Origin of the sequence: Frigoribacterium sp. CFBP9030 (genome assembly GCF_034045195.1) — a bacterium.
Taxonomy (GTDB): domain Bacteria; phylum Actinomycetota; class Actinomycetes; order Actinomycetales; family Microbacteriaceae; genus Frigoribacterium.
This window is the reverse complement of the sequence record NZ_JAXCWG010000020.1, coordinates 16238-28270: the sequence shown is the minus strand read 5'-3', so window position 1 is coordinate 28270 and position 12033 is coordinate 16238. Positions and strand designations below refer to the sequence as shown.

Below are 12033 nucleotides of genomic sequence, written 5' to 3'. Positions count from 1 at the left end.
GCCATGCGGGTCGGCGTCGTGCCCCGCGGCGCCCTGCGGGTCGGCGTCGTGCCCCGCGGCGCCCTGCGGGTCGGCGTCGTGCCCCGCGGCGCCCTGCGCCTCGGCCGCGAGGAGGTCGGCGAGCTCGCTGCCGTTGACGACGAGCAGGTCGAGGTCGTCGACGATCGTCAGCACGCGAGGGTCGGACGGCGCCGAGTTGAGCACCACGAGGGCGCCGCGCTCCTGACCCGCACGGGCGGCGGCCGCCGTGATCTCGAAGGGCACCTCGAGCTGCAGGACGACGATGTCCCCCTCGCGCACCTCCTCGAAGGAGGCGCGCACGGCGTCGGCGTCGATCGCACCGTTCGCGCCGGGGACGACGGTGATCAGGTTCTCGCCCGACGCGTCGACCGAGACGATGGCCCGGCCGGTCAGCTCGTGCTCGATGCGGGCGACACCCGAGGTGTCGATGCCCTCGGCCTCCAGAGCGGTGACGAGCTCGTCGCCGGCGGGGTCCGTGCCGACCGCTCCGACGAAGCGCACGGCGGCACCGGCGCGGCGGGCGGCGACGGCCTGGTTGGCGCCCTTGCCGCCGAGCTCGCGGCGAGCGCCGGTGGCGGTGATGGTCTGGCCCGGCGCGGCGTGCTCGACCACGGTGAGCCGCAGGTCGTCGTTGATGCTGCCGACGACGTGGACGGTGTGCGGTGCCATGGTTCCTCCTGGTCGCGGGCGGGGGCGGTGCGGGCTGGGCGGGGCGGGCTGTGCGGGCGGGCGGGGCGAGCCCGCGGGGGCCTCGGCGATGCTATCGCCGGCCGCTGGGCCATGACGCCAGGAGATGGACACGACGCCACGTATAAGGCTGGCGTCGTGTCCATCTCCTGGCGTCGAGCGGGCGGTGCGCGCGGCCGCCCCGAAGTGGGCACAAACCGCACCCCCGGCGGTGGCGAATGCATGACGGGTAAGCAATGCAACGGGCACGCCACGTCGATTCGGGTTCGGCGCGGTCTCCGGGCCGGTCCGCGCGAAGCGATTCGCGCCTCCGGCCCGGCCAAGCCCCGCCGCCGACTCACTCTGCAGTCGCGCCGGAGACGACTCGCGAGGGATCCGCCGCCGCCTGCCGGGAGCGAGTCTTGATCGATGAACACCGTCGATCCGACCCTCCGCAGTCAGCTCCTCTGGTTCGGAGCGCTCGTGCTCGTCTCCGCCTCGATCATCGCCGCGTTCGTCGTCGTCCCGATCATGGCCGTGCAGGCGGAGATCGACGAGCCCGGTGAATACGGAGTCTGCAACGGCCTGGCCCCGACGTGCCACGACGTGCCCCTCGAGACCATCGCCGACGCGAGCGGCGTCGCCTTCCCGGCGGGTTCGGCGGTCGTGTCGTCGAGTGCGGTTCCGAGCTCGTTCAAGGGGATCGACTACCTGCAGGCGGTGGTCTCGGTGCCCGACGGCTCGATGCCCCTCGAGGCGGTCGTCGACCTGGCCCTGTCTCCGAGCACCGACGATTCGGTCGTCGGATCATCCCTCGAGGAGTGGGGTGCCGAGTCGATCGTGGTGCTCGCCGACAGCACCGCATATCTGTCGATCGGCTTCGGCGCGACGCCGGGCACCCGACCGGACCTCGTCTCGGTCTGGAAGCGCCTCAGCAGTCGGAGCTGACCCGCCCTGCTCGGCGACGGGCTGGACGAGGGCGCCGAGTGGTCAGAAGACGCTCTTCGTTCGAGGGCGAACGACATCTTCTGACCACTCGGCCTCGGACCCGGGGCTCGGAGGGGCAGGCAGATCCGCGCGCGGCCATTACGCACTCACGCGTAATGGCCCGAGAGCACGCACCCCATCTAGGAGGCGCGGGTCGGCTCGATCACGGCCAGCGCGATCACCGCGGCCCGGCCGGTGAGCTGCACCGCACCTCCTGAGGGGATGACGACCGCGTCGTGCAGGGCCAGCGCACCGTGAGTCGGCGACGTGACGTCTCCCTCGACGACCACCGCCACCGTCCAGGACGAGGGCGTGCTGGGCGTGCCGGGCGAGCGGAGCGTCAGCTCTCCGTCGAGGTGCCGCGCGACGAGCGTGCCGACGGCCGCTCCTCGCCCCGTCATCAGGTTGAGGTCGAGACCCGTCCCCCGCACGTCGACGGCCTCGACGGCCGACTCGCCCGCGAAGGGGAGCACGTCGAACGCCTCGCCGCGCACCCGCCGCCCGTCGATCACGAGATCGAGACCGGCGGGCGACAGGGTCATCAGCAGGCGATCGACTCCGGCGAACTCCGAGAACGGGGCCGAACGGTCGATCGTCGCGATGCTGATCCGCCAGGCCGGCTCGGTCGTAGGTCCGCCCTCTGCGGGCGGGCCCTCGGCTACTACGGTCGTCGTCCCGGCCCCGTTCCGCCACGGTACGACGTCCCGGGCCGACGCCCGCAGCACAGACGGCTCGCCGGCAGCCCCCTCGCTCCCCATCAGAACGCCCGCCCCGACACGCGCTCCCCGCCGCGCCAGACCGCCTCGACCAGCGGCACCCCCGGCCGGTACGCCAGGTGCACGTACGACGGCGCGTCGAGCACGATCAGGTCTGCCGCCGCACCCACCGCGAGGCGCCCGACGTCGGTGCGGCGCAGGGCGGCCGCTCCCCCGGCGGTCGCCGACCAGAGCGCCTCGGCCGGGGTCATCCGCATGTCGCGCACGGCGACCGCGATGCAGAACGGCAGGCTCGTCGTGTAGCTCGACCCGGGGTTGCAGTCCGCCGCCAGGGCCACCGTGGCCCCGGCCGCGAGCAGTCGCCGCGCGTCGGGGTAGACGGCTCGGGTCGAGAACTCGGCCCCGGGCAGCAGGGTGGCCACCGTCGTGGACCCGGCCAGCGCCTCCACGTCCTCGTCGCTCGCGTAGGTCACATGATCGGCCGACGCGGCCCCGAGCTCCACCGCGAGCTGGATCCCGCCACCCGGCGCCAGCTGACCGGCATGGAGGCGCGGCGTCAGCCCCGCCGCCATCCCCGCCGTGAGGATCGCCCGCGTCTGGTCGACGTCGAACGCGCCGACGTCGCAGAACACGTCGATCCACCTCGACAGCGGCGCGCACGCGTCGAGCATCTCGCCCATGACCAGCGCGACGTAGTCGTCGGCCCGCCCCGCGAACTCGGCCGGCACGACGTGCGCCCCCAGGAAGGTCGACTCGGTCGTCACGGTGCGGACGGCCTCGAGACTCCGCCGCTCGTCGTCGACGCTGAGCCCGTAGCCCGACTTGCTCTCGATCGTGGTGGTGCCCTGCCGCAGGGCCTCGCCGGCGAGACGCCGCACCGAGCCGGCCAGGTCGGCGTCGCTCGCCGCCCGCGTGTGCGCCACGGTGCTGCGGATGCCGCCGGCCGAGTACGACTCCCCCGCCATCCGCGCCGCGAACTCGTCGGACCGGTCGCCCGCGAACGCGAGGTGGTTGTGACTGTCGACGAAGCCGGGCACGACGGCCCGCCCGCCGAGGTCGACGACCTGGTCGACGCCCGAGGGGAGGCGCGTGGCCGAGCCCGTCCACCGCACCCGATCGCCGTCCATCACCACGGCGGCGTCGAGCACGACACCGAGCGGCCCGCTCGACGCCTCGGCGTACTCGTGCACGGGGTCGTTCGTGACCAGCTGCGAGATGCCGGTCAGGGCGGTGACGGTCATGCGGAGGGATCCTCTCGACGGGGTGACAGGGGCTCGTTCACAGGCGGCAGCACCGCCTCGATCGCCGACCGCAGGGCGCCACCCGGGGAGGCGACCCGCGCATGCCCCCCGTCGCGCACGACGATCTCGCCCCCGACCACGACGGTCGACACGTCGGCCGCCGTGGCGCCGAACACGATCGACTCGAGCAGCGAATCGCGCCGGGCGTCGGCCAGACGCACCGAGTCGAGCGACACCGTCACGAGGTCGGCGAGGGCTCCGGGTTCGAGCAGCCCCGCGTCGTCCCAGCCGAGCGAACGGGCGCCCTCGACGGTCGCGGCGGACATCAGCCGTGCGGCGCCGAACCAGCCGCGCCGGTTGCTGACGAGACGCTGTCCGGTCTCGATGCCCCGCGCCTCCTCGAACAGATCGATGACGGCGTGGCTGTCGCTGCCGACGGTGAGCGGCACGCCCGCCTCGACCAGCTCGCCCGCGGGGCCGACGCCGTCGGCGAGATCGCGCTCGGTCGTGACGCAGAAGCAGGCCCAGGCGTCGCCGGCTGCGAGATCGGCGACGTCGTCTTCGGTCAGGTGGGTGGCGTGCACGGCGGTGGCCCGATGGTCGAGCACGCCGTGTCGGCGCAGCAGCGCGACGGGGGTGGAGCCGAGGAGGCGCGCGCAGTCCGCATTCTCGGCCGGCTGCTCGGAGACGTGCACGTGCAGCGGGGCGTCGCGCCCACGAGCCCACCCGGCGACCGTGGCCAGGTCCCGTTCGGGCACGGCTCGCACCGAGTGCACGGCCGCGCCGACGACGACGGTCGGGCCGCTCAGCGCCTCGCGCACGGCGGTCGCCCGCTCGGCCCAGGCCGCGACCGTGCCGTCGCCGAAGCGGATCTGCGCCGGCGAGAGCGGTACGTGCACCGGCTCGGCGGATGGGTCGTCGGCCGGCTCGGCGGAGGCCTCGGCAGCCGGCTCGGCAGCCGGCTCGGACGCCGGCGCGAACCCGCCGACCAGGTAGCAGGTGTCGAGCAGCGTCAGGCGGATGCCCGCCGTCGCAGCGGCCCGGGCGAGCGCCCGCGACATGGCGAGCGGGTCGTCGTGCGGCGTGCCGTCGGCGGTGTGGTGCACGTAGTGGAACTCGCCCACCGTCGTCACCCCGGCGAGCACCATCTCGGTGAAGACGGCCGTGGCCAGGGTCTCGTAGTTCTCGGGCGTCAGCCGCCCGGCGACCGAGTACATGACGTCGCGCCAGGTCCAGAAGCTGCCGCTGCCGACCTGGGTCCGCCCCCGCAGCGCCCGGTGGAACGCGTGCGAATGCGCGTTCACGAGACCCGGCAGCGTCACGCCGCGCAGCTCGATCGAACCGGTGGGAGGCGCGGCCACGTCGTCGACCACCGACACGATCCGGTCGCCCACGACCTCGACGACCGCGCCGTGCCGGACGTCGCCGACCCCGGTCCACAGATGCTCGGCCCAGAACGTCGACGTGCCGGCGCCGGTCATCGCCGGGCCCCGGCCCCGGGCTGTCCGCCCGCGGCGGGCACGACCTCGAGCGGCGCGACGAGCAGGTCGCGCAGCACCACCGTCAGGGCCTCGACGCCGTCGACGCAGTCGTCCGTCTCGGCGTGCTCGACGGGGCTGTGGCTGATGCCGGTCGGGTTCCGCACGAACAGCATGGCCGTCGGCACCCGCGACGCGAGGATCCCCGCGTCGTGACCGGCGGCCGTCGGCAGGGTCGGCGCGCTGATCGACGCCGCTCCGAGCGATGACCGCAGCCGATCGCTCAGCGAGGCGTCGAAGTCGACCACGGGGGTGAAGCTGTCGCGGGTGACGGTGAGGCCGACGCCGTGGCCGGCCGCCGCCTCCTCGGCGATCCGCTGCAGGTCGTCGACCAGACGGACGACACCGCCCTGATCGGCCCCGCGGGCGTCGAGCCAGGCGTCGACCCGCGACGGGATCGCGTTCGTGCCGTTCGGGTCGACGCGCACGCGCCCGAACGTGGTGACCGCCTGCGCCTCGACGGCGAGACGGCGGGCGGCGCCGACGACCTCGGCGAACGGCAGCATCGGGTCGTGGCGATCGTCGAGCCGGGTGGTGCCGGCGTGGTTGCCCTCGCCCTCGAAGCAGAAGTGCCAGCGGCCGTGCGGGTGGATCGAGCTCGCGACGCCCACCGACTCGTCGCCGAGCGCCAGGTGGCGACCCTGCTCGACGTGCAGCTCGACGAAGACGCCGATGCGCGCCAGCGCGGTCTCGTCGAGACCGACGTGCTCGGGCGCGTGACCGGCCGCGGACATCGCGTCGGCCAGCGTCGTGCCGTCGTCGTCGGTGAGCGACAGGGCGTGCGACGAGTCGACGGCGCCGGTCATCAGGCGCGAGCCGAGGCACGCGAGACCGAAGCGGGCACCCTCCTCCTCGACGAAGTTGACCACGGCGAGCGGGCGCTCGGGCACGACGCCCGCCGCCTTCAGCGCGTCGACCGCGAGCAGTGCGCTGACGACGCCGAGCGGCCCGTCGAACGCCCCGCCGCCGGGCACGCTGTCGAGGTGACTGCCGGTGACGACGGCACCGTCGGCCGGCGCGCCCCACCAGGCCCACTGGTTGCCGTTGCGGTCGACCTCGACCTCGAGCCCGCGACGGGTCGCCTCGGCGGCGAACCACTCGCGCAGGCCCAGGTCGACGCCCGTCCACGAGAAGCGGTCGTAGCCGCCCGAGCGCGGGTCGCGACCGACGCCCTCGAGGTCGCTCCAGACCCCGTCGAAGGAGGCGCGCAGCAGCGGGCGGTCGGCCGTCGCCCCGCTACGGGCGGGGGCCATCGACGGTGCCCTCGGCGGTGTCGCCCGCGAAGCTCTCGGTCGCAGTGCTCTCGGTCGCAGTGCTCTCGCCGGCGGCATCCTCGGAGACCCGGCCCGCGCCTCCTCGGCCACCGCGGTGCTCCTGCATCGGCACGCGCACGCCACGCTCGGCGGCGACGTCGATCGCGATCTCGTAGCCCGCGTCGGCGTGACGGATCACGCCCATGCCCGGGTCGGCGACCAGCACGCGGCCGAGCTTCTCGGCGGCGAGATCGGTGCCGTCGGCGACGATCACCTGACCGGCGTGGATCGATCGGCCCATGCCGACGCCTCCGCCCTGGTGGATCGACACCCAGGTGGCTCCCGACGCGACGTTGACCATCGCGTTCAGCAGCGGCCAGTCGGCGATGGCGTCCGAGCCGTCGAGCATGGCCTCCGTCTCGCGGTACGGCGACGCGACCGAGCCGGAGTCGAGGTGGTCGCGACCGATCACGATCGGCGCCGACAGCTCGCCCGACGCGACCATCTCGTTGAACTTCAGCCCGGCGAGGTGCCGCTCGCCGTAGCCGAGCCAGCAGATGCGCGCCGGCAGCCCCTGGAAGGCGACGCGCTCGCCCGCCATGGTGATCCACTTCTTCAGCGACTCGTTCTCGGGGAACAGCTCGAGGATCGCCTTGTCGGTCGCCGCGATGTCGGCGGGGTCGCCCGAGAGCGCGGCCCAGCGGAACGGGCCCTTGCCCTCGGCGAAGAGCGGGCGGATGTAGGCGGGCACGAAGCCGGGGAACGCGAAGGCGCGGTCGTAGCCGGCCGTGCGGGCCTCGCCGCGGATGCTGTTGCCGTAGTCGAAGACGACCGCCCCGGCGTCCTGGAACCCGACCATCGCCTCGACGTGGGCGCGCATGGCGGCCTGCGAGCGGCGGGTGAAGTCGGCGGGATCGGCGGCGGCCTCGGCGGCCATGTCCTCGAAGCTGGTGCCGATCGGCAGGTACGACAGGGGGTCGTGGGCCGAGGTCTGGTCGGTGACGATGTCGATCGGGGCCTTGCGGGCCAGCAGCTCGGGCACCATCTCGGCGGCGTTCCCGACCACGCCGATCGAGAGGGGGCGCTTCTCGTCGCGGGCGGCGATCGCCAGCTCGAGCGCCTCGTCGAGGCTCGACGCGGCGACGTCGAGGTATCGGTGCTCGACCCGGCGGTCGATGCGCGTGCGGTCGACGTCGATGCAGATCGCGACGCCGTCGTTCATCGTCACGGCCAGCGGCTGCGCGCCTCCCATGCCCCCGACGCCCGCGGTCAGCGTGATCGTGCCGGCCAGGGTGCCGCCGAAGTCGGCGTTCGCGACCGCCGAGAACGTCTCGTAGGTGCCCTGGAGGATGCCCTGCGTGCCGATGTAGATCCACGAGCCGGCCGTCATCTGGCCGTACATCATCAGGCCCATGGCGTCGAGCTTGCGGAAGTCCTCCCAGTTGGCCCAGTCGCCCACCAGGTTCGAGTTCGCGATCAGCACGCGCGGCGACCACTCGTTCGTGCGGAACACGCCGACCGGCTTGCCCGACTGCACGAGCATCGTCTCGTCGTCCTTCAGGGTCTTCAGCGTCTCGACCATCGCGTCGAACGCCTCCCAGCTGCGGGCGGCCTTGCCCGTTCCGCCGTAGACGACGAGGTCGTCGGGGTGCTCGGCGACCTCGGGGTCGAGGTTGTTCATCAGCATGCGCAGCGCGGCCTCCTGCTGCCAGCCGAGGCAGCTGAGCTCGGTGCCGCGCGGGGCGCGGACCGGGCGGGGCCCCCAGGAGGCGCGGGTCGCGTCGGCGGCGCCGGTCGCGCCGGTGTCGGTCGCGTCGGTGCCGGTGGTGGAGGAGGCGGTGGTGCCGGTGGTCTCGGTGTCGAGGGTCACGAGGGGGCTTCCGTTCGAGGTCGATCTGCGGTTCAGGAGGAGGCGGCGACGTCGCGCGGCACGCCGTGCGGGCGCGACGAGTAGCCGCGTGCCCGCTGAGGGGCACCGGTCGGGGCTGTTCGGTTGTGGTCGTGCGGTGGTGCAGGTGATGCGGTGATGCGGTGATGCGGTGATGCGGATGGTGCCGTGGTGCGGCGCCGGCGACCGGGCGGGGTGCCCGGTCGCCGGCGGGACGACCTAGAGGAGGTCGTACTCGGTGAGGAACTCCTTGGCGACGCTCGCCGAGTCCTGCTTGTCGACCTGGACCTTGGCGAGGTACTCGGTCAGGTTCTCGGTGGTCAGCGCCTCGGACACGGAGTTGAGGGCGTCCTCGACGGTGTCGTCGCTCTTGTCCTCGCGGACGATCGGGAGGATGTTCTCCGAGAGGAACAGCTGCTTGGTGTCCTCGAGGGTGACGAGGTCGTTCGTCTCGATGGCCGAGTCGGTCGAGAAGATGTTCGCGACCTCGACGTCGCCGTCGGTCAGGGCGGCGAGGGTCAGGGGCCCGCCGGCGTCGAGGGGCACGAACTCCTTGAAGGTCAGGCCGTACTCGGACTCGAGGCCCTTGATGCCCTGGATGCGCTCGGCGAACTCGGGACCGGCCGCGATGCGGAGCTGGTCGGCGACGGGCTCGAGGTCCTCGATGGTCTCGAGGTCGTACTCGTCGGCGGTCTCGCTGGTCACGCTGAGCGTGTCCTTGTCTTCGGCGTCGGACTGCGGCAGCGAGACGATGCCCTCGGGGAGGACGTCCTGCAGAGCGTCGTAGACGTCGTCGGGCGAGGTGACGCCCTCGGGCGCGCCGTCGTCGGAGAGCGCGGCGAGCAGGGCGCCGTTGTACTCGGGGAGGAGGTCGATCGAGCCGTCTTCGAGGGCCTGGAGGTAGACCTCGCGGGCGCCGATGTTGAAGCTGCGCTCGACGTCGACGCCGTTGGCCTCGAGGACCTGCGCGTACATCTCGGCGAGCAGCTCGCTCTCGGGGAAGTTCGCGGAGCCGACGGTGATGGTCTCGCTGTCGCCGGAGGCCGAGCCGCCGGTCGACTCGGTGGGGTCGGAGCAGCCGGCGAGCACGAGCATGCCGACGCCGAGGACGCCGACGGCGCCGAGGAGGTTCTTCTTCTTCATGATGTGGGGGCTTTCGTTCGGGTGCCGGGACCGGGCTGTCCGGTCGGGGCGGGTGAGGTGGAGGGTGCGGGGACGGTCTTGGTGGGACGGCGGGTGACGCGTCGGCCGGTGAGGCCGGGCGAGATGACGGAGCGCTGGATCACCGCGGCGATCAGGTCGACGACGATGGCGAGCGCCGCGACGACGACGGCGCCGGCGACGACGCGCTCGTAGGCGTTCAGGGCGATGCCGTCGACGAGCAGACGGCCGAGGCCGCCGATGCCGACGTAGGCAGCGACGGTCGACGTGGCGATCACCTGGAGGAGCGCGTTGCGCAGACCGCTCGAGATGAGCGGCAGCGCCATCGGCACCTCGAGCTTAAAGAGCACCTGCATCGGGCGCATGCCCATGCCCTTGGCCGCGTCGATGGCCGCCGGATCGACGGCGCGGATGCCGGCGTAGGTCGTCGTGAGGATGGGCGGGATGGCCAGGATCACCAGGGCGATCAGCACGGGCAGGAACCCGCGCCCCATCAGCACGACCAGCAGGATGATCAGACCCAGGGTCGGCAGCGACCGGCCGGCGTTCGCCGCGTTGATCGCGATGAACGAGAGCTTGCCGGTGTGCCCGATGTACAGACCGAGCGGGAGGGCTATGGCCGCGGCCACGGCGACCGCCTGGATCGTGTACCAGAGGTGCGTGAGGATCAGCGACGGGATGGAACCGGTGGCGCCGAACTGCCAGTTGTCGCCGTCGAGCAGGTACGAGAGGAGTCCGTCGTTCACGAGGCGATCCTCCCCGCCGCTCGGACCCAGGGCGTCGCACGACGCTGGATCAGCACGATGATGCCGTCGAGGATCGCGGCGAGCACGACCGAGAGCACGATGCCGACGATGATCGGCGGAGCGTAGTTGAGCTGCTGCCCGCGGGTGAAGAGCGTGCCGAGACCGCCGACGCCGATCAGGGCGCCGACGCTGACGAGGCTGACGTTGGCGACGGTCGCGACCCGGAGGCCGGCCAGCATGACCGGCAGCGCGATCGGTAGCTCGACGCTGACGAGACGACGCAGGCGCCGGTAGCCCATCGCCGAGGCCGCCTCGGCGACCAGCGGGTCGACCGACTTGAGACCGTCGGCGACGACCCTGACGAGCAGGGCGACCGTGTAGACGGTCAGCGCGACGATGATGTTGAGCGGGTCGAGGATGCGGATGCCGAGGACGGACGGCACCAGCACGATCAGCGCCAGCGACGGGACGGCGTAGAGGATGCCGCTGAGGTTGAGCAGCGGGTGGTACAGGAAGTTGAAGCGCACGGCCAGATAGCCGATCGGCAGCGACACCACGATGCCGAGCAGCACGGGCAGCAGCGCGAGGTACACGTGCTGCGACAGGGCGGCCTGGATGACCGGCCCGTTGTTCTGGAGGTACTGGATCACGCGACGTCCACCTCGCGACGACGGCGCGCCTCCAGCTGCTTCATCAGGCTGGTGTGACGGATCACGCCGTCGACGACCCCGTGCTCGTCGACGCGGATCACGATGCCGACCGGCGACGTGATCGCCAGGTCGGTGACGAGTCGCAGCGAGTCGGTGCTGGTGTACCAGCCGCCCGGGTGCGTGGGAGCGGTCTCGGAGCCGAGACCGGGGCCCGTCCAGCCGATCGGTCGACCGGCGTCGTCGAGCACGAGGCGCTCGGGCCCGGCCTGCGCCACGGAGACCGGCTCGACCTCGAGACCGGCGGCGGAGTCGAACGACAGGCTGCGGAACCCGCGGTCGCGACCCACGAAGCCGGCCACGAAGTCGTCGGCGGGGTTCGAGAGGAGCTCGCGGGGCGTGGCGAACTGGGCGAGGTGCCCGCCCTCACGGAAGACGGCGACCCGGTCGCCCATCTTGATGGCCTCGTCGATGTCGTGGGTGACCATGGCGATGGTCTTGCCCAGGTCGCGCTGCAGACGGAGGAACTCGGCCTGCAGACCCTCGCGCACGATGGGGTCGACGGCGCTGAACGGCTCGTCCATGATCATCACGGGCGGGTCGGCGGCGAGCGCCCGGGCGACGCCGACGCGCTGCTGCTGGCCGCCCGAGAGCTGCACGGGGTAGCGGTCGGCCATCGACTCGGAGAGCCCGACGCGCTCCATGAGCTCGACGGCCGTCGAGCGCGCCTTCTTCTTGCTCGTGCCGACGAGGCCGGGCACGGTCATGATGTTCTCGACGATCGTGCGGTGCGGGAACAGCCCCGCGGCCTGGATGACGTAGCCGATCCCGCGGCGGAGCGACGCCGCGTCGCCGGTCGCGACGTCCTTCCCGTCGATCAGGACGCGGCCCTTCGTGGGCTCCACCATCCGGTTGATCATCCGCAGCGACGTCGTCTTGCCGCAGCCCGACGGACCCACGAACACGGTCAGTTCGCCGGTGGGCAGTTCGAGGTCGAGACCGTCGACGGCCACCGTCCCGTCGGGGTAGACCTTGCTGACGCCGTCGAAGGTGATCATGGGGCGTTCTCCTGTCGCGATGCCGGGCTCTGAGGAGCGCGCTCCCGGCGATTCGTGAATAAGTTGATTCATCATGCGGAATCGATGAATACTTCGTCAATAAGCGCTACG

General features: G+C 72.5%; 11 protein-coding genes. 1 reads left to right on the top strand and 10 read right to left on the bottom strand.

What is annotated here, in order from left to right:
• Positions 1 to 690 (bottom strand): PfkB family carbohydrate kinase (locus SOM13_RS14805; protein ID WP_320480152.1); only part of this gene is annotated, 690 nt, incomplete at its 3' end.
• 426 nt (positions 691 to 1116) lie between these two features.
• On the opposite strand from SOM13_RS14805, the gene SOM13_RS14800 reads away from it, so the two are divergent.
• The gene (locus SOM13_RS14800) at positions 1117 to 1635 is read left to right on the top strand and encodes a hypothetical protein (protein WP_320480151.1); all 519 of its coding nucleotides are present in this window, start codon (positions 1117 to 1119) and stop codon (positions 1633 to 1635) included.
• A 179-nt stretch (positions 1636 to 1814) separates the two neighbouring features.
• On the opposite strand, the gene SOM13_RS14795 is transcribed toward SOM13_RS14800, so the two are convergent.
• The 9 genes from SOM13_RS14795 to SOM13_RS14755 all read right to left on the bottom strand — a co-directional run bounded on the left by SOM13_RS14795 (position 1815) and on the right by SOM13_RS14755 (position 11922).
• Complete coding sequence (locus SOM13_RS14795; RefSeq protein ID WP_320480150.1) at positions 1815 to 2432, bottom strand: HutD family protein; 618 nt, start codon at positions 2430 to 2432, stop codon at positions 1815 to 1817.
• Positions 2432 to 3631: an imidazolonepropionase gene (gene hutI / locus SOM13_RS14790; RefSeq protein ID WP_320480149.1), complete on the bottom strand. Its 1200-nt coding sequence runs from the start codon at positions 3629 to 3631 to the stop codon at positions 2432 to 2434. The genes SOM13_RS14795 and hutI overlap by 1 nt, the downstream gene beginning before the upstream one ends.
• A complete protein-coding gene (locus SOM13_RS14785) occupies positions 3628 to 5112 on the bottom strand; it encodes a formimidoylglutamate deiminase (RefSeq protein ID WP_320480148.1) in 1485 nt (494 codons plus the stop codon). The genes hutI and SOM13_RS14785 overlap by 4 nt, the downstream gene beginning before the upstream one ends.
• Positions 5109 to 6422: an allantoate amidohydrolase gene (locus SOM13_RS14780; protein ID WP_320480147.1), complete on the bottom strand. Its 1314-nt coding sequence runs from the start codon at positions 6420 to 6422 to the stop codon at positions 5109 to 5111. Before SOM13_RS14780 ends, SOM13_RS14785 begins: the two co-directional genes overlap by 4 nt.
• On the bottom strand, positions 6406 to 8292 hold the full coding sequence (gene hutU, locus SOM13_RS14775) for a urocanate hydratase (protein ID WP_320480146.1): 1887 nt from the start codon (positions 8290 to 8292) through the stop codon (positions 6406 to 6408). The genes SOM13_RS14780 and hutU overlap by 17 nt, the downstream gene beginning before the upstream one ends.
• 237 nt (positions 8293 to 8529) lie before the next feature.
• Positions 8530 to 9453, bottom strand: a complete 924-nt coding sequence (locus SOM13_RS14770; protein WP_243214777.1) for an ABC transporter substrate-binding protein — start codon at positions 9451 to 9453, stop codon at positions 8530 to 8532.
• A complete protein-coding gene (locus SOM13_RS14765) occupies positions 9450 to 10217 on the bottom strand; it encodes an ABC transporter permease (RefSeq protein ID WP_320480145.1) in 768 nt (255 codons plus the stop codon). The genes SOM13_RS14770 and SOM13_RS14765 overlap by 4 nt, the downstream gene beginning before the upstream one ends.
• Complete coding sequence (locus SOM13_RS14760) at positions 10214 to 10867, bottom strand: ABC transporter permease (protein WP_320478281.1); 654 nt, start codon at positions 10865 to 10867, stop codon at positions 10214 to 10216. The genes SOM13_RS14765 and SOM13_RS14760 overlap by 4 nt, the downstream gene beginning before the upstream one ends.
• A complete protein-coding gene (locus tag SOM13_RS14755; RefSeq protein ID WP_320478282.1) occupies positions 10864 to 11922 on the bottom strand; it encodes an ABC transporter ATP-binding protein in 1059 nt (352 codons plus the stop codon). The genes SOM13_RS14760 and SOM13_RS14755 overlap by 4 nt, the downstream gene beginning before the upstream one ends.
• Positions 11923 to 12033 lie beyond the last annotated feature (111 nt).

Excerpts from the sequence above, each read along its gene's own strand:
- SOM13_RS14800 (WP_320480151.1), top strand. The coding sequence starts at position 1,117 with ATGAACACCGTCGATCCGACCCTCCGCAGTCAGCTCCTCTGGTTCGGA.
- SOM13_RS14795 (WP_320480150.1), bottom strand. The coding sequence starts at position 2,432 with ATGGGGAGCGAGGGGGCTGCCGGCGAGCCGTCTGTGCTGCGGGCGTCG.
- hutI (WP_320480149.1), bottom strand. The coding sequence starts at position 3,631 with ATGACCGTCACCGCCCTGACCGGCATCTCGCAGCTGGTCACGAACGAC.
- SOM13_RS14785 (WP_320480148.1), bottom strand. The coding sequence starts at position 5,112 with ATGACCGGCGCCGGCACGTCGACGTTCTGGGCCGAGCATCTGTGGACC.
- SOM13_RS14780 (WP_320480147.1), bottom strand. The coding sequence starts at position 6,422 with ATGGCCCCCGCCCGTAGCGGGGCGACGGCCGACCGCCCGCTGCTGCGC.
- SOM13_RS14770 (WP_243214777.1), bottom strand. The coding sequence starts at position 9,453 with ATGAAGAAGAAGAACCTCCTCGGCGCCGTCGGCGTCCTCGGCGTCGGC.
- SOM13_RS14755 (WP_320478282.1), bottom strand. The coding sequence starts at position 11,922 with ATGATCACCTTCGACGGCGTCAGCAAGGTCTACCCCGACGGGACGGTG.